11 protein-coding genes and 1 pseudogene are annotated in these 17055 nt (G+C 72.6%); 4 read left to right on the top strand and 8 right to left on the bottom strand.

The window, feature by feature from the left end:
• The first annotated feature begins 1 nt into the window (after position 1).
• Positions 2-3673 carry a TM0106 family RecB-like putative nuclease gene (locus tag Q6347_RS01810; protein ID WP_304606493.1) on the top strand — a complete coding sequence of 1224 codons (3672 nt, stop codon included), beginning with the start codon at positions 2-4 and terminating at the stop codon, positions 3671-3673.
• A 109-nt stretch (positions 3674-3782) separates the two neighbouring features.
• On the opposite strand, the gene Q6347_RS01815 is transcribed toward Q6347_RS01810, so the two are convergent.
• Positions 3783-4394 carry a hypothetical protein gene (locus Q6347_RS01815; protein ID WP_304606494.1) on the bottom strand — a complete coding sequence of 204 codons (612 nt, stop codon included), beginning with the start codon at positions 4392-4394 and terminating at the stop codon, positions 3783-3785.
• A gap of 319 nt (positions 4395-4713) precedes the next feature.
• Positions 4714-4917 (bottom strand): cold-shock protein, encoded by a 204-nt coding sequence (locus Q6347_RS01820; RefSeq protein ID WP_171246087.1) that lies wholly within the window; start codon positions 4915-4917, stop codon positions 4714-4716.
• Between the two features lie 609 nt (positions 4918-5526).
• Between Q6347_RS01820 and Q6347_RS01825 the strand changes: the two genes are divergently transcribed.
• A complete protein-coding gene (locus tag Q6347_RS01825; protein ID WP_304602897.1) occupies positions 5527-6828 on the top strand; it encodes an ABC transporter substrate-binding protein in 1302 nt (433 codons plus the stop codon).
• Between the two features lie 315 nt (positions 6829-7143).
• Positions 7144-8178, top strand: a complete 1035-nt coding sequence (locus tag Q6347_RS01830; RefSeq protein ID WP_304606495.1) for a hypothetical protein — start codon at positions 7144-7146, stop codon at positions 8176-8178.
• Positions 8179-8616: 438 nt separating this feature from the next.
• Here the strand turns inward: Q6347_RS01830 and Q6347_RS01835 are convergent.
• From Q6347_RS01835 to Q6347_RS01850, 4 genes and pseudogenes are all read right to left on the bottom strand, one after another.
• Positions 8617-9393 (bottom strand): annotated as a pseudogene (locus Q6347_RS01835) (ABC transporter ATP-binding protein); the annotation flags it as partial.
• Positions 9390-10301 carry an ABC transporter ATP-binding protein gene (locus Q6347_RS01840; RefSeq protein WP_171246090.1) on the bottom strand — a complete coding sequence of 304 codons (912 nt, stop codon included), beginning with the start codon at positions 10299-10301 and terminating at the stop codon, positions 9390-9392. The gene Q6347_RS01840 and the pseudogene Q6347_RS01835, both read right to left, overlap by 4 nt.
• Positions 10291-11295, bottom strand: coding sequence for a branched-chain amino acid ABC transporter permease (locus Q6347_RS01845; RefSeq protein WP_304606496.1), 1005 nt, complete (start codon positions 11293-11295; stop codon positions 10291-10293). The genes Q6347_RS01840 and Q6347_RS01845 overlap by 11 nt, the downstream gene beginning before the upstream one ends.
• A gap of 13 nt (positions 11296-11308) precedes the next feature.
• Positions 11309-12730 (bottom strand): branched-chain amino acid ABC transporter permease, encoded by a 1422-nt coding sequence (locus Q6347_RS01850; protein ID WP_304606497.1) that lies wholly within the window; start codon positions 12728-12730, stop codon positions 11309-11311.
• Between the two features lie 397 nt (positions 12731-13127).
• On the opposite strand from Q6347_RS01850, the gene Q6347_RS01855 reads away from it, so the two are divergent.
• On the top strand, positions 13128-15344 hold the full coding sequence (locus tag Q6347_RS01855; protein ID WP_304606498.1) for a S9 family peptidase: 2217 nt from the start codon (positions 13128-13130) through the stop codon (positions 15342-15344).
• 7 nt (positions 15345-15351) lie between these two features.
• Here the strand turns inward: Q6347_RS01855 and Q6347_RS01860 are convergent, their stop codons facing one another.
• Both Q6347_RS01860 and Q6347_RS01865 read right to left on the bottom strand, forming a co-directional pair.
• Positions 15352-16605 (bottom strand): glycoside hydrolase family 3 N-terminal domain-containing protein, encoded by a 1254-nt coding sequence (locus Q6347_RS01860; protein WP_304606499.1) that lies wholly within the window; start codon positions 16603-16605, stop codon positions 15352-15354.
• On the bottom strand, positions 16602-17051 hold the full coding sequence (locus tag Q6347_RS01865) for an SRPBCC family protein (protein ID WP_304602891.1): 450 nt from the start codon (positions 17049-17051) through the stop codon (positions 16602-16604). Before Q6347_RS01865 ends, Q6347_RS01860 begins: the two co-directional genes overlap by 4 nt.
• Positions 17052-17055: the final 4 nt, after the last annotated feature.

The raw sequence follows: 17055 nt of genomic DNA on the forward strand, positions 1-17055 counted from the left end.
CATGTTCCTCCTGGACGGCGCCGGTGAGCCGCGGCTCGTGCACTCGGCCAGCGACCTGGTGGTGGCCGCCGAGTGCGAGCACGCGCTCCTGCGCCGCCTCGACGAGGTCCTGGGCCGGGTGCCGCAGCGGCCCCGGGACGCCGACGAGATGCTGGCGCGCACCGTCGCGCTCGGCGAGGCGCACGAGGCGTCCGTGCTGGAGGACTTCCGGGCCCGGTTCGGCACCTCGCCCGACGACGGCGGCCCCGGCGGGGTGCTCGAGCTCCCGGCGCCGCGGCGCATGGCGTACGACGACCTCGTCGCCGCGCACTCCGCGACGCTCGCCGGGCTCGAACGCGGGGCCGACGTCGTCTACCAGGCGGCGTTCTTCGACGGGAGCTTCCACGGGCGGGCGGACTTCCTGGTGCGCGACGCCGGCCCGAGCGACGGCCGGCCGCGGTACGCCGTCTGGGACACCAAGCTCGCCCGGCGGGAGAAGGTCCGGGCCGTGCTGCAGCTCGCCGCGTACGCCGACCAGCTCCTCGCCGCCGGGATCGACCCCACCGAGCACGCCCACCTGGTGCTCGGCACCGGCGAGATCACCGAGCACGCGCTCGCCGAGGTGCTGCCGGTGTTCCGGGCGCGGCGTGACCGGCTGCTGGACGTCGTCGCCCGGCACGTCGAGGAGGGAGCGCCGGTCGAGTGGGACGCCCCGGGGCACGTCGCCTGCCAGCGGCTCGGCGTCTGCCCGGACTGCGCCGAGTCCGCGGCCACGCACTCGGACGTGCTGCTCGTGGCCGGCGTCTACGCCCCGCAGCGCGCTCGGCTCGCCGCCGCCGGCCTCACCACGATGAAGGACCTGGCCTGTGCCGAGCAGCCCCCGGCGGGGATGGCGGCCGACCGGTTCGCCGGCCTGCAACGGCAGGCCGCGCTGCAGCTCGGCACCGACCCGGGCGACGGCTCGGTGCTGCTGGAGACGCCCGAGGGGTCACGCGAGCTGCGCTGGGCGCTCACCGACCCGGCGCCCGTGGAACGACTGCCGCCGCCGAGCGACGGCGACGTCTTCTTCGACTTCGAGGGCGACCCGCTGTGGGCCCCCGCGGACGCGCTCACCCCGGCCGAGTCGGGGATCGACTACCTCTTCGGCTGGGTCACCCGTGACCTCGACGCCGAGGGGCGGCCGTCGTTCCACGCCCTGTGGGCGGACACCTGGGCCGACGAGGCCGACGCCCTGGTGCGGTTCGTCGACGCCATGGCCGAACGCCGTCGTCGGTGGCCCGACATGCACGTCTACCACTACGCCGCCTACGAACGGACGCACCTGCTGTCCATCGCGGCCCGGCACGGGGTGTACGAGGACGAGGTCGACGAGCTGCTGCGTTCCGGAGTGCTCGTCGACCTGTACGCCACGGTGCGGTCGGCGATCCGGATCTCCGACCGGTCCCGGTCGATCAAGAAGCTCGAACCGCTGTATATGGGCGACGAGGCGGCGCGGTCCGGCGTGACCGACGCCGCGACGTCGGTGGTCGAGTACGCCGAGTACTGCGAGCTGCTGGCTGCGGGGGAGCACGACGAGGCCGCGCAGCGCCGCGAGGAGATCCTCGACTACAACCGGTACGACTGCCTGTCCACGCTGCGGCTGCTGGACTGGCTGCGCTGGGCGCACGACGAGGTGGTCGGCCCGGTCGAGCGGCCGGTCGCCGAGCCGCTGCCCCTGGAGGAGCCCACCCCCGAGAACCCGGAGAGAGCCGCCCGGGAGGCGCTCGAGGCCGAGATCCGGGACGCCGTCGCGCACGCGCACCCCCACGAGCCCGCCGAGCGGGCGGCTGCCCGCGCGCTGAGCCTGCTGGGTGCCGCGGTCGGCTACCACCGGCGCGAGGGCAAGCAGTTCTGGCAGGCGCACTTCTCCCGCATGCAGCTTCCGCCCGCCGAGTGGCCGGGCCGCCGGTCGGCCGCGGTCGTCGAGGGCGGGCGGGTGCTCCGCGACTGGGAGGTCGAGCCGGGCAAGCGGGCGCCGTCGCGGCTCCTGGCCCTGGCGTGTCCCGCCGTGGAGGGCAGCGAGCTGCGCGCAGGGGCGAGCGCGTTCCTGCTCTACGACGTGCCGTGCCCACCGGTGGTCGCGAACGTGGGACCGCTGGCCGAGCGGTGGTTCCACGGCAAGATGGCGATCGCCGAGGTCGAGCGGGTCGTCGACGGCGACCGTGAGCTGGACGTCTTCACCGTGCGGGAGCACGTGGGGGCCGGCCAGGAGACGCACGACGACCTGCCGTGCGCCCTGAGCGTCAACAGCCACGTCCCCGCCGGCCCGTTGGAGACGGCCACCGAGGAGGCCGGGCGGGCGGCGCTGGAGGCCTGGCGCTCCGGTGCCGCGGCAGGCGTGCCGATGGCGGAGCGGCTGCCCGCCGGGCCGATGACGGACCTGCTCCAGCGACGCCCCGCCCGGGTCGCCGGGGGACTGCCAACACCGGCGGTGGGGCCGGACGGCGAGCCCGACGTGGTCGCGGCCGTGGAGCGGGCGGTGCGGGCGCTCGACCGGTCCTACCTCGCGGTGCAGGGTCCGCCCGGCACCGGCAAGACCTACCTCGCCTCCCACGTCATCGCGGCGCTGGTCGCCGACGGCTGGCGGGTCGGCGTCGTGGCGCAGTCGCACGCCGTCGTGGAGAACCTGCTGCACGGGGTGCTGGCCGCCGGCGTCCCTGCCGAGCAGGTCGCGAAGAAGCTGCCCTCCGGCGTCTCGCCGGCGCAGTCGGGGACCCCGTGGCAGGACGTCAACGCCGACGGGCTGCAGGCCTTCGCCGCCGAGGCCGACGACGCGGGACGTGGCTGCGTCGTCGGAGGGACGGCCTGGGACTTCGCGCACGACCGATGGGCGCCGGAGGGGCTGGACCTGCTCGTCATCGACGAGGCCGGTCAGTTCGCGATCGCCAACACGGTCGCGGTCGCGCGGGCGGCGGCACGTCTCCTGCTCCTCGGCGACCCGCAGCAGCTGCCGCAGGTGTCCCAGGGGGCGCACCCCGACCCGGGGGTCGCCGGCTCGGCGCTCGGCTGGCTCGCCGACGGCCACGAGACGCTGCCCGAGGAGTTCGGCTACTTCCTGCCCGCGTCCCGGCGGATGCACCCGGCGCTGTGCACGGCGGTGTCCGAGCTGGCGTACTCCGGTCGGCTGCACGCCCACGCCTCGGTCCACGGGCGGTCGCTGGACCCGGTGGAGCCCGGTGTGCACGAGGTGCTCGTCGACCACGCCGGCCGGGCGGTGTCCTCGGCCGAGGAGGCCGAGGAGGTGGTCCGGCAGGTCCGGGCGGTGCTGGGCCGGCCCTGGGTCCGGACCGTCGGCGCGGAGCCGCGGGACCTCGGGCCTGCGGACGTCATCGTCGTGGCCGCGTACAACGCGCAGGTGCACACGATCCGCCGCGCGCTGGCCCGGGCCGGCCTGGACGACGTGCGCGTCGGCACGGTCGACAAGTTCCAGGGGCAGGAGGCGCCCGTGGCGGTGCTGTCCATGGCCGCCTCCTCGCCGGAGGACGTGCCCCGGGGCATGGGGTTCCTGCTCAGCCGGAACCGGATCAACGTCGCGGTCTCCCGGGGGCAATGGCGGGCGGTCGTGATCCGCTCGCCGCGGCTGACGGACTACCTGCCGACGTCGGTGACGGACCTGCAGCAGCTCGGGGCGTTCCTGCGCCTCACCGCTCGCTGAGGCTTCCCCCGACCCCCGACCACCGACCCGCGACCACCGACCCGCGACCCCCGACCACCGACCCGCGAATCAGGGCGATCTGCGGCGAGTCAGGACGGGACTGCGCGAGTCAGAAGTCGAAACCGCCGCCGTCGCCACCGAAGAAGTCGCCGAGGCCGCCGCCGCCCTCTTCGCCGCCGCCGAAGAACCCACCGAACATGCCGTCGTCCCCGGCGGCCTCCGCGCCGCCGGCATCCATGCCCGCGGCCTCGGTGTCGGCACCGGCGTCCGCCCCGGCCTCGCCGGCCTCGCCGGCCTCCCCCTCGCCCGCAGCGGCCGCGTCCTCGGCGACCGGCGTCGTCGGGTCGCCGAACGCCGGACCGAACATCGCGTTGGCCACGGCCGAACCGATGACGACACCGGCGACCGTGCCGAGGAGGCTGGATCCCATCATCGAGCCGAAGCTCGGGCCCCTGGCACCGGCCGCGGCCCCCGGCCCGCCGGAGCGGAACGTGTTCTCCAGGGTGCCCGGGTTGCGCATCTCGGCGCGGGTCGCCATCCGGGCCAGCGACTGCGGGTCGTCGGTGGTGGCGCGCTCGGAGGCAGGCACCGTGGCGCCGACCTCGGTGAGGACCTGGCGGCGCTGCTCCGGAGTGAGCTGGGCGAACGCCTCGGCATGGGCCTGCTCGACGGCGTCCGGCGGGGCGGTGCGCAGCAGGTAGCGGTAGCGGTCGATCGCCACGTCGTCGGGTGAACGGTGCGAGGTGGGACCCCCGCTTCGCGGGTCCGCGGACGACGGTGCGGGCGTGGCGTACCCGCGCGGGGTGCCTCCGCCCGTCATCCCGGGGATGGAGCGCTCGTCACGTGACCTGCCGAGGAGTCGGTCGAGGAATCCCATGGTGGTGGAACGGTTCGTGGTCCCCCGGGGTTCCCGGGGGAACCGGGTGGGGCGGGCGGTCCCTGGAGACGACAACGGCCCGCACCCGCCGCCGTGAGGCAGCGAGTGCGGGCCGTGCGAGTCTCTGGTGCGTGCCGCCGTCAGGAAGCACGCGGACGAGAGATCAGAGCGGGCGAACGTTCTCCGCCTGCGGACCCTTCGGGCCCTGCGTGACGTCGAACTCGACCTTCTGCTCCTCGTCCAGGCTGCGGTAGCCCTGCGTCTGGATCGCGGAGAAGTGGACGAACACGTCAGCGGTGCCGTCCTCGGGAGCGATGAAGCCGTAGCCCTTCTCGCTGTTGAACCACTTCACGGTTCCGGTGGCCATGGGTACTCCTTCAAGAGCTCGCAGCCCCCGCCTGTCGGGGACCGCGCATCACGGTGTTCGTCGTCAAACTCTTGTGGAACCAAGGTCCGCCGGTGCGCCGGGGTCAATCCTGAACGACCCCGCCTCCCGACGCAGGACGGGGGTCCGTCCGGTACGAGCAAGACACTGCAACGGCCCTAACGGTACGCGAGCGGAAGTCCTCGCACCAGCACATCGGCGAGATTCTCGGTCCGATTGTCCCGAACATCACCCGCGACGGCGTCCGAAGGCCGGTCCTGACCCCGGCTCGGGTGCCCCGTGAGTCGATCTGTACCCGGTGTGAGCTCCCGTGGTCCGGTCCCGGACGGGGCGGCCGCCTCGACGCGGGCGGTGCCGTGACGGTGGTGGTGGGGAGGTCGGCAGCACCGTGACCATGCTGTTCGCCCGGAATCCTGCGGAATCCGGCAGGCCGGCAGGCCGATGTCGCCGGGGTGAGCCAGATCACAGGTTCGTCACGATCTGTCGAGAGTGACGGATCTGACACATGTATGTCACACATGAGGACTAGTTTCAGCGCCACTACATGCGGCATTGAGTGCCGTGGCACGCCCGACCCCGAAAGGGAAACTCATGACTCGACGCATGACGGCCGCGAAGGGCCTCGCCCTCGCCGCGGCGCTCAGCCTGGGCCTGACGGCCTGCGGCTCCGACGACTCGGCCGACGAGGCCGCGGACACCTCCGAGGAGTCGATGGACGAAGGGTCGGCCGACCCCCTGACCATCGGCACCATCCTCCCGGTGACCGGCACGCTGTCCTTCCTCGGCCCGCCCGAGATCGCCGGCGTCGGTCTGGCCATCCAGGACATCAACGAGGCCGGCGGCGTGCTCGGCAGCGACGTCGAGGTCGAGTGGGGCGACTCCGGTGACAACACCGACCTGACGGTCGCGAACTCGACCGCCACGGACCTCATCTCCAAGGGTGCGGACGCCGTCATCGGCGCTGCGTCGTCGTCGGTCTCCCTCGGTGTGGTCGACGTCTTCGCCGAGGCCCAGGTGATGCAGATCTCGCCGGCGAACACCGCCGCCGACCTGTCGGGCTACGGAGACTTCTACACGCGCACCGCCCCGCCGGACACCGTCCAGGGCGCCGCGCTGGGCTCGCTGATCCTCGACGGCGGCCACCAGGACGTCGCCATGATCGTCCTCAACGACGCCTACGGCACCGGTCTGCGCGACCACACCCAGAGCGCGATCGAGGCCGGCGGTGGCACGGTCGTCTACGGCGCCAACGGCGCCGGCGAGGAGTTCCCGCCCGGTGAGACGAACTTCGGTTCGCAGGTCTCCGCGGCGCTGGGCACCGACCCGGACGCCCTCGTGGTCATCGCCTTCGAGGAGACCGTGGCCGCGGTGAACGAGCTCGTCGCCCAGGGCTGGGACTTCGACGGCACCACCTACTTCACGGACGGCAACCTGTCCGACTGGAGCGGTGACTTCGACGAGGGCACCCTCGCCGGCGTCCAGGGCACGCTGCCCGGTGCGCAGGCCGAGGACGACTTCAAGGAGCGCCTGAACACCTGGCACGAGGAGAACGAGGGTTCGTCCCTCGACGGGTACTCCTACGCGGCCGAGTCGTACGACGCCACCATCCTGGCGGCCCTGGCCGCCGTGCGGGGCGAGGGTACCGACGGCGTGACGATCTCCGAGAACATCGCGGCCGTCTCCGGCGCCGAGGGCGGCACCGAGGTCACCACCTTCGCCGAGGGCGTCGAGGCGCTCGAGGCCGGTGAGGAGATCGACTACACCGGTCCGTCGGGCACCGGCCCGCTGAACGAGGACAACGACCCGTCGTCCGCGTTCATCGGCATCTACGAGTACGGCGACGACAACACGTACACCTACGTGCGGCAGATCGAGGGCCAGATCGGCGGCTGACGCCCCGGTCGAGCCTGCCGGGATGTTCATCCCGGTCTGCTGACGACGGCCCGGTCTCCTCTGCGGAGGGGACCGGGCCGTCGTCGTCCACAAGCTGCCCCTCGGCGTTCGCGCTCCGCCGCGGGTCAGGGTGCTGCCCGGCGGGTCAGGGTGCTGTGCCGCGAGGCAGGACGAGTTCCGGCCGGTCAGGAGCCCCCGGGAGCGCACGTCGCCCCTGAGCAGCAGTGCGGGCTGTCGGTCGTCCACAGCGCCGTTCGTCCACCGAAGGCCCGCACGACCCGCCCTCCGCGGGCCGTGTCGCGCGAGCCTCGTCGCATGAGCGATCCACCGCACCTCCCCGCCATCCACCGCCTCGAGCAGATCCTGTCGACGATGGCGGTGCCCGGCTCACCGCTGCGCACCATGCTGTCAGCCGACCGGGCGTGCCCACCGACGGTCCCTCGAGCGGTGGACCTCTCCCGTGCGGACCGCGACCGCATCGCGGCCCAGGTGGCGCAAGGAGCCTTGAGGTCGGACCGCGGCGTCATGACGCCGACCGGCCACGGCGACACCGAGCACGCCGAGGCCGTCCTGGCGGGTGTCCGGGCGCTGGTGAGCTCGTCGCGCAGCCGCATCTGGTTCAGTCATGCGACCGCCGCGATGCTGCACGGTGCGTGGACCTATGCGACCCCTGCGCTCGTCCATGTCACGCACGTCGTGAAGCCGCGGGTCTCCCTGACGGCGGAGCCGACGGTGCGGCGGCACTTCACGTGCCTGCCGACCCGGGAACAGGGCCTGATCGAGGGCGTTCCGGTGACTTCGCCCGAGCGGACGCTCGTGGACTGTCTGCGGACGTTGTCGCCGGAGGGAGCGCTCGTGGTGGCCGATTCCCTGTTTCGCCGCGGCGCCGACCCGAGGGAGGTCTCGCGGATCATGACGGCCTCGGCGGGCAAGCGCGGAATGATCCAGGCACGCCGGCTCCTCGACGTCTGCGACCCACGATCGGGATCCCCCGGCGAGACGGTCGCGCGGTTGATCGCCATCGACGACGGCCTGCCCCGGCCCGAGTGCCAGATGGAGGTGGCGACGACGTCGGGCACGCGGTTCGTCGACTTCGGTTGGCCGGAGATCGGCGTGGGTGTCGAGTTCGACGGTGCCGTGAAGTACTCGGGAGGGTCCTTCGGTGTGCCGATCGAGGTGCTGCGGCGTCAGGAGCGACGCCACGCCGAGATCGCCGAGGCCGGTGTCGAACTGGTGCGGCTGGGCTGGGACGACCTGGCCGATCGGTACGACCCGGGAGCGTCCATGCGCGAGGCGTACTACCGACGGCTGGGACGTCGCCGGAGCGCCGCCGTCGGCCGCGCTTCCTGACGGCGGATCCGGGCGGAGGCGGTCCCGGGCCGTCATGCGTCCTGACCCGCGGTCGACCGACGGGCGACCATGCGCTCCGAACACGGGTTCTCGACGGAGGACGGCGACGGCGGGCGCCCGGGTAAACCCGGACGCCCGCCGTCCTCACTCATCCGTCAGGACTCCTGACTCGCGCAGGGCCGTCCTGAGTCGCGCAGGGCCGTCCTGACTCGCGCAGGGCCGTCCTGAGTCGCGCAGGGCCGTCCTGAGTCGCGCAGGACCGCCCTGACTCGCCGGGGAGTGGTCCCCCCCTCAGGCCTCCCCGTCCCGGGAGGCCCGCGGGGTCTCCGTGGCCGGCTCGGCGACGTCCGTGCGCTCGGCCTGGTCCGTCGCGTCGCTCTCCGGCAGCTGGTCGGCCTCCCGGGCCTGATCTGCCTCCCGGGCCTGGTCGGCCTCCTCGACGTCCTCGGCCAGCGTGCCCAGGTAGAGCGAGATGACCTTCGGGTCGTTGAGCAGCTCGCGCCCGGGGCCGGAGTAGGCGTCGGTGCCCTGGTCGAGCACGTAGCCGCGGTCGCAGATCTGCAGGCAGCGACGGGCGTTCTGCTCGACCATGATCACAGAGACGCCGGCCTTGTTGATCATGCGGGTGCGCAGGAACGTCTCGTCCTGGCGCACCGGCGACAGGCCGGCGGACGGCTCGTCGAGCAGCAGCACCGACGGGTTCATCATGAGCGCCCGGGCCATCGCGACCATCTGACGCTCACCACCCGACATGGCGCCGGCCCGCTGGGCGCGGCGGTCGTGCAGCACGGGGAACAGGTCGCCGATGAACTGCCAGCGCTCGCTGAAGATCTTCGGCTTGAGGAATGTGCCCATCCGCATGTTCTCCTCGACCGTCAGCGAGGGGAACACGTTGTTGTTCTGCGGCACGTACCCGACACCCTGGGCGACCAGCTTGTTGGCCTTCATCCCGGTGATGTCCTTGCCCTGCAGCGTGACGGTGCCCGAGTGGATCTTCACCAGGCCGAACAGGGCCTTGAGCAGCGTCGACTTCCCGGCGCCGTTGGGGCCGATGATCCCGACGAGCTCACCCTGACGGACCTTGAGCGAGCATTCGTTGAGGATGTTCACCCCGGGCAGGTAGCCGGCCACGAGGTTGTCGGCGTGGAGCAGGAGATCCTCCGTGGGGACGTCGTCGATCGGCGTCTCCCGCGGAGCGGTGGTGGTCTGGCTCATCGTTCCTCCTCCTCGGCCTCGTACCGGGCGAGGACCGCCGGGTCGAGCAGCGAGTCGTCACCGAGGTCGGTGTCGTGGTGGGCGCCGAGGTAGGCGTCCACCACGGCCTCGTCCTTCATCACGCTGCTGGGCGGCCCCTCGGCCACGATCCGGCCCTCGGCCATGACCACGACCCAGTCGCTGATGTGCCGGACGGCGTGCATGTCGTGCTCGACGAACAGCACGGTCATGCCCTCGTCGCGCAGCGCCTGGACGTGCCCGAGCAGGGACTGGACGAGCGCCGGGTTCACGCCCGCCATGGGCTCGTCGAGCATGATCATCGTCGGGTCGGTCATCAGCGCGCGGGCCATCTCGAGCAGCTTGCGCTGACCGCCGGACAGCGAGCCGGCGTAGTCGTTCGCCTTCGTGTCCAGCTTGAACCGGGCGAGGATCTCCATGGCCTTCTCGGTGGAGTCGGCCTCGTGCTTCTTCCACAGGAACGGCAGCCAGGACAGCCACAGGTTCTCCCCGGGGTTGTCCCGGGAGGCCAGCAGCATGTTCTGCAGCACGGTGAGGCGTCCCAGCGCCTTGGTCAGCTGGAAGGTGCGGACCACACCCGCCTTGGCGACCGCGGCACCGCTCTTGCCGGACAGCGACCGTCCCTGGAAGGTCCATTCGCCGGTGTTCGGGGTGTCGAACCCGGTGAGCAGGTTGAAGAACGTGGTCTTGCCGGCACCGTTCGGCCCGATGAGGGCGGTGATGACGCCCTCCTGGACCTCCAGGTGGTCGACGTCGACCGCCGTCATGCCGCCGAACCGCCGCACGACGTGGTCGGCGACGAGGATCGGGTCGGGCTTGGCCGCCCCGGGCTCGTGGGCGACGTCCGCCAGCGACGTGCTGCGGGCCGTCGTCGTCTCGTCAACGGACATTGAACGCCAGCTCCTTCTTGTTCCCGAGGATGCCCTGTGGCCGGAAGATCACCAGGCACATCAGGGTGATGCCCACGAGCATGCCGCCGATGTACTCCACCTGGGTGGTGGAGATGACGGTGCCGACGGCGGTGTCCTCGGACAGGGCGCGCATCCCGGTGCGCATGAACATGTAGGCGGTGAAGAAGATCATCGACCCGAGCACCGGACCGAAGACGGTCGCGGCACCACCGAGCAGCAGGACGGTCCAGACGAAGAACGTCATGGTGCGCCCGCCCATCGAGTCGGGGGAGATCGCCAGGGGTATCGCGTAGACCACGCCGGCCAGCGCGCCGATCGCCCCGCCGAGCACGAGGGCCTGCAGCTTGTACGAGTAGACGCTCTTGCCGAGCGCCCGCACGGCGTCCTCGTCCTCACGGATGCCCTTGAGCACGCGGCCCCAGGGGCTGCGCGTGATGAGCCAGACGAAGATCAGCACCAGCGCGACGAGGCCCCAGGCGAAGATGCGGGTGAACCAGGAGTCCGACCCGGTGTTGATGTACTCGAACGGGCCGAGGGCGAAGCGGCCCTCCGGCAGGAACGACAGCGCGTGGAACGGGTCCTTGTAGTAGCGGCCCTGCAGACCGGAGGCGCCGCCGGTCCACTCCTGCCAGAGGGTGGACCGGCCGAACCATCGGACGATCTCCGCGGCGGAGATGGTCACGATCGCCAGGTAGTCGCCCCGGAGCTGCAGCGTGGGCATGCCCAGCAGGAGCGCGAACAGGACGCCGGCGGCGATCGCGATGAGGAAGGCGAGCCAGATCGGGCCGCCGAGGGTCAGCGTGATGCCGAACCCGTAGGCGCCCAGGAGCATGAAGCCGGCCTGGCCCATGTTGAGCAGTCCGGTGTACCCGAAGTGCAGGTTGAGGCCGATCGCGGCGATCGCGAAGGCCGCCGTGGTCGGGGCGAGGATCTCGCCCGCCGACTGCGTGAGGATGCGCAGGAACTCTTCCATGGTGTGACTCCTTTCAGCCGACCCGCTCGCGGCGGCCGAGGATGCCCTGCGGCCGGAACAGGAGCACGAGGATGAGGATCACCAGGGCCGACGCGTAGCGCAGGTCGCTGGGGATGACGAGGTTCGACAGCTCGACGACCTGGCCGATGAGCAGCGATCCGACGAACGCCCCGAGCGCGGTGCCCAGGCCTCCGAGGGTGACGGCCGCGAACATGAGCAGCAGGAGCTGGATGCCGAGCTGCCAGTTGAAGGAGCCGAACGAGGTGCCCCACATCAGGCCGGCCAGCGCGGCGAACCCGGTGGCCATGACCCACACGAGGCGGATGATCTTGTCGGGGTCGATGCCGGTCGCCGAGGCCAGCGCCGGGTTGTCCGACACGGCACGGGTGGCGCGGCCGATCCGGGTCCGGGTGAGGAACCAGGCGATGCCGAGCACGCACACCAGGGCGACCAGCATGGAGATCCACGAGGCGGCGCTGAGGGTGATGCCGACGATCGTGATCGGTCGCGGGTTGGACGACAGGATCCGCTCGGAGCCACCGCCGATCAGCAGCTGGATGACGTACTGCAGCGTGATCGAGAGGCCGATCGAGACGATCATGAGCTGCATGACCGGCACGTTGCGCTTGCGCAGCGGACGCCAGATCCCGGCGTCCTGGGCCCAGCCCGTCATGCCGCACACCGCGATCGTGAGGATGCCGCCGAGCCAGATCGGCATGCCCATCACGTTGATGGTGAGGAAGCCGAGCGCGGCGCCGAGGGCGAACTGCTCGCCGTGGGCGAAGTTCGACAACCCGGTCGTGCCGAACACGAGGTTGAGGCCGATGGAGGCCAGGGCCAGCAGGAGCCCGAACCGCAGCCCGGAGCCGATCTGCTGCCACAGCTGACCCCAGTTGAAGTCGCGCTGGGAGGCGTCGCCCTCCGGGGCGGCGCCCACGCCTTCGTCGCCGCCCTCCGGCGCCGTCGTGGCGCCCTCGGTGTCCTCGGCGGTCTCCGACGGCGCCGCGGGTGCCTCGGCACCGCTGCCGACCCGGAAGGCGGCGCGGGCCGTGGCCCCGGTCTGGGCGACGACCTCTCTCTCGAGCTCGGCGCCCTCGGGCAGCTGCTGGTCGTCGGGGAGCGTCGAGGGGTCGATGGCCACGACGTAGCGCCCGACCTCCGGCACGGCGACCGCCACGGGCCGCTCGTCCGTCGTGATCAGGTCCGCCGTGAACCCTTCGCCGGTCACGAGCAGCTCCACACCCGCGACGTGGTCGTTGTCGGCGGTCAGGACCATGCCGGCCACGCAGGCCGTCTCGTTGTCGGGCTGGCAGGTGGCGTCGTCGGTGCTTGCGGTCGCGGGGTGCGCGACGAGCATCGCCGGTAGCAACGCGAGAGCGACGGCGGCGATCGCGCGCCGGGTCCTCCTCGCGAGGTCGAGTCGGTCCGCTGTCATCGGACGAGTCCTCCGGTGGGTCAGGGTCGTGCGCCCGGGTCCACCCGGGACTGCGCTGCACCCCTCGACAGCCATGCAGTGACGCTGAAGGCCCTGTTGACGATCTCGTGGTGCGAGCGTGCCGGGCAGTGTAGCCGCGTGGTGTGACCTGGATGACACTTGTAGGTCACACCGGCGCCTCCGAGACGCCTGTGGAGGCGGGCAGAACCGCCACGACGGGCCGATTCGGCCTCGGGGAGCAGAAAAACTGTTGCCGAGACGTGATCAACCGTGTGCGGCGTGCCGACCGCCGTGGCCAAGCGATGCTGACGGGCCCTGCACCCGTCACGGCGTCCGCGGCGGGTACCGGCGAGAGCCCGCACCGGGGACACGGCGGCCGGACACGTACGCTGGCCGGGTGCACGACGACGCCGCCACCGCAGGCCTGCCCGAGCCCGGCACCCCGCCGGCCGCCGACCGCCGACCCACCACCCGGAGCCACCACGGCCACTCCTTCGTCGACGACTACGAGTGGTTGCGCGCCAAGGAGGACCCCGAGGTGCTCGCGCACCTGGAGGCCGAGAACTCCTGGACCCAGGACCAGCTCGCCGGGCTGCGGCCGTTGCGCGAACGCATCGTCGGCGAGATCAAGGACCGCACGCTCGAGACCGACCTGTCGGTCCCGACCCGCCTGGGTGGGCACTGGTACTACGTGCGCTTCACCGAGGGCGAGCAGTACCCGGTGCACGCGCGCGTGCCGGTGACCGACCCCGAGGACTGGACGCCGCCGGTCCTCGAGCCGGGGCAGGTGCCCGCCGGCGAGCAGGTGCTGCTCGACCAGAACGAGGCGGCGGCCGGGCACGACTTCTTCTCGCTCGGGTCGTTCGCGGTGGCCCCGCGGGGTGACCGGCTCGTCCACGCGGTCGACACCACCGGCGACGAGCGTTACACGCTGCGGGTGCGCGACCTGAGCACCGGGACCGACCTGCCGGACGAGATCGACGGGACGTTCCCGGGCGCCGTCATCACCCCCGACGGGCGGTACGTGTTCTACCCGACCGTCGACGACGCGTGGCGGCCGTGCACGATCTGGCGGCACGAGGTCGGCACCCCGGTGGCCGACGACGTCCAGGTCTTCCACGAGCCGGACGAGCGGTTCTGGGTGGGGGTCGGGCTGTCCCGCTCCCAGCAGTACCTGCAGATCGAGCTCGGCTCGAAGATGACCGGCGAGTGCTGGCTGCTCGAGACCGACGACCCGACCGGCGCGTTCCGGCCCGTCTGGCGGCGGCGCGAGGGCGTCGAGTACACGGTCGAGCACGCCGTCCTGCCCGGCCGGGGCGACGCCCTGCTGGTGCTGCACAACGACGGGGCGCAGAACTTCGAGCTGGCGGTCACGGACGTGCCGCCGCGCCACGACGGGCACGACGACGGCGGGGCCGACGGCCTGGACCCGGCGGACGCGACCGTCGTCGTGGCCCACGACCCCGGGGTCCGTCTGGAGTCGGTGGACGCGTTCGCCGACCACGTCGTGCTGGGCGTGCGCCGGGACGCGACCCCGCGGGTCGCCGTCGTCACGCTGGCGACCCTCGCGCCGGACGCCCCGTGGACGCCCCGCGAGCTGGACTTCCCCGAGGCCCTCTTCTCCGCCGCGCCGGGCGAGACGCCCGAGTTCGCGGCGCCGCTGGTCCGGGTGGAGTACACGTCGTTCGTCACGCCGGCCACGGTGCTCGACGTCGACCTGGCCACCGGGGAGCGCCTCGTGCGCCGCCAGCAGCCGGTGCTGGGCGGCTACGAGCCCACCGACTACGCCCAGCAGCGCGCATGGGCGACCGCCGAGGACGGCACGCGCGTCCCGATCTCGCTGGTGTGGAAGCGGGACGCCGTGACGCTGGACTCCGCCGGGACCGGGGCGGACCCGGCGCCGCTGCTGCTGTACGGCTACGGCGCCTACGAGATCAGCGTCGACCCGTTCTTCTCGGTGCCGCGGCTGTCGCTGCTGGACCGGGGCGTCGTCTTCGCCGTGGCCCACGTCCGCGGTGGCGGCGAGCTGGGCCGCGCCTGGTACGAGGGCGGGCGGCTGGAGCACAAGCGCAACACGTTCACGGACTTCGTCGCCTGCGCCCGCCACCTGGTCGACGCCGGGTGGACGAGCCCGGAGCGCATGGTGGCCGACGGCGGCAGCGCCGGCGGGCTGCTCATGGGCGCGGTGACGAACCTGGCGCCGGAGCTGTTCGCCGGCGTGCTGGCGGGCGTGCCGTTCGTCGACGCGCTGACCTCGATCCTGGACCCGTCGCTGCCGCTGACGGTGGTCGAGTGGGAGGAGTGGGGCAACCCGCTGGCCGACGCCGAGGTCTACGCCTACATGCGCTCGTACAGCCCGTACGAGAACGTGCCCGACGACGCCTCCCACTACCCGCGCATCCTGGCGGTGACGTCGTTGCACGACACCCGCGTGCTGTACGTCGAGCCCGCGAAGTGGGTGGCCCGGCTGCGGGCCGCCGGCGCCCCGGCGCTGCTGAAGATCGAGATGTCCGCCGGCCACGGCGGCGTCTCGGGCCGCTACGCGCGCTGGGAGGAGATCGCCTTCGAGCACGCCTGGACGCTGGACGTCCTGGGTCTGGCCGACGAGGACTGAGCGCGCGTCAGTCCGGCAGGTCGGCCTTGGCGGCGAGCACCCGCTCGACGGCGGTGTCCACCTGCGCCGCGAACTCCTCGTCCGCGCGGGCCCGCTCCACGAGGGCGTCGGCCATCGCGGGCACGACGGAGGGGTCGGCGGAGGCCAGCACGAGGTCCACGCCGGCCTCGACGGCGGCGACGGCCCGGTCGGCCGGGGCCACGTCGTCCACGGCGGCCGCCGCGGAGACGTCGTCGGTGATGACGACGCCGTCGAACGCGAGGTCGTCCCGCAGGATCGCCACGACGGCGGGGGAGAACGTGGCCTGCTGGTCCGGGTCGATCCGTGTGTAGACCGCGTTGGACAGCATGACGAACCGCGCCCCGGCGTCGATCCCGGCGGCGAACACCTCGACGTCCTTCGACCCGGCGGTGATGGTGTCGTCCACGACGGACGCGGTGGTGTCGGTGTTCTCGGTGACCCGGCCCAGCCCCGGGAAGTGCTTGATCACCGGCTCGACCCCCGCGGACTGCATGCCGGCCGAGAAGGCCGTGGCCCCGTCGACCACGGACCGGGCCGTGTTCCCGTAGTTGCGCGAGAAGTAGCCGATCGGGGCGTTCGCCTGCTGGTTGCCCGCCGGGACGAGATCCATCACCGGCGCCAGGTTGAGGTCGACCCCCGCGTCGGCGAGCTCGGTGCCCCAACGGGTCGCGAGGCGCTCCAGCCGGGCGCGCGGCCAGGTCGCCTGCCGGGTGGCCGCCGGGATCTCGGAGAACCCGGCCCCGCGGAGCACCTGGACCGCGCCGCCCTCCTGGTCGGTCGCCACCAGCATCGGCGGGGCCGACGACGGCGCGAGCGCCCGGTAGGCGTCGACCAGCTCGCGGGTCGCGGCGAGCCCCGCCTCGCTGCGGCCGTGCAGGAACACGTTGCCGACGTGGTGGTCGACGACGGCGGTCCGCGTGGGGGCGTGCACGCCCCCCTCGGCGACCGGCGCGCCGACCACGAGCAGCTGACCGACCTTCTCCTCCAGCGACATCCCGGCCAGGGGGTCGTCGGCGTCGGTCCTGCCCTCCGCCGCGGCACCGGGCGTGCTCGACGCCGACGGCGTGGGCGACGGGCTCGGTCGGGGGCTCGCGGACGGCGTGCCGGACGGCGTCGGCCCCGCGCTCGACTCCCAGGGGCCCGCGCTGGGGGTGGGGGTCGTGCCGGGCGTGCTGCAGGCGGCCAGGGCGAGCACGGCCGTCGTCAGGACGGCCGTCGTCCACCGGGAGGTGGGGGTCATGACCCCGCTGTCGGGGCGGTGTCGCGGTGGGCGAGGGTCGCCAGCGCCTGGCACCAGTGCTGCTCGGACCGGGCGGCGTGCTCCGCCGTGTCGATGTTCGCCTGGACCACCTCGACGCGGGTGCCGCCGTCGTCGGGCTCCAGCGTGATGCGGATCTCGTGGTAGCTCTCGGGCACGTCCGGCCGCTCGCCGAGCGGGGAGAAGTGCGTGAAGTGCAGCAGCCGCGGGCGCTCGACGGCGATGATCCGGCCCTTGTCGGTGAACTGGCGGCCGAAGAAGTGCCCCTCGAAGGTGACGGGGCTGCCCGGGCGGAAGTCGGTCTCGATGTTGGCGCCCAGCATCCAGCGCGCGCCGGGGTGCATCAGCTCGGCCCAGACCCGCTCGGGGGGTTCGGCGATGTGCGTGGACGCGGTGGCGGTGTGTCCGGTGGTGCCCCCGTCGGTCATGACG

Source organism: Isoptericola sp. b408 (genome assembly GCF_030588085.1).
Classification (GTDB): domain Bacteria; phylum Actinomycetota; class Actinomycetes; order Actinomycetales; family Cellulomonadaceae; genus Isoptericola; species Isoptericola sediminis.

Bases quoted from the DNA above. Each gene is read 5' to 3' on its own strand.
- Q6347_RS01850 (WP_304606497.1), bottom strand. From the start codon at position 12,730: ATGACAGCGGACCGACTCGACCTCGCGAGGAGGACCCGGCGCGCGATC.
- Q6347_RS01865 (WP_304602891.1), bottom strand. From the start codon at position 17,051: ATGACCGACGGGGGCACCACCGGACACACCGCCACCGCGTCCACGCAC.
- Q6347_RS01830 (WP_304606495.1), top strand. From the start codon at position 7,144: ATGAGCGATCCACCGCACCTCCCCGCCATCCACCGCCTCGAGCAGATC.
- Q6347_RS01820 (WP_171246087.1), bottom strand. From the start codon at position 4,917: ATGGCCACCGGAACCGTGAAGTGGTTCAACAGCGAGAAGGGCTACGGC.
- Q6347_RS01860 (WP_304606499.1), bottom strand. From the start codon at position 16,605: ATGACCCCCACCTCCCGGTGGACGACGGCCGTCCTGACGACGGCCGTG.
- Q6347_RS01825 (WP_304602897.1), top strand. From the start codon at position 5,527: ATGACTCGACGCATGACGGCCGCGAAGGGCCTCGCCCTCGCCGCGGCG.
- Q6347_RS01845 (WP_304606496.1), bottom strand. From the start codon at position 11,295: ATGGAAGAGTTCCTGCGCATCCTCACGCAGTCGGCGGGCGAGATCCTC.
- Q6347_RS01840 (WP_171246090.1), bottom strand. From the start codon at position 10,301: ATGTCCGTTGACGAGACGACGACGGCCCGCAGCACGTCGCTGGCGGAC.
- Q6347_RS01810 (WP_304606493.1), top strand. From the start codon at position 2: ATGTTCCTCCTGGACGGCGCCGGTGAGCCGCGGCTCGTGCACTCGGCC.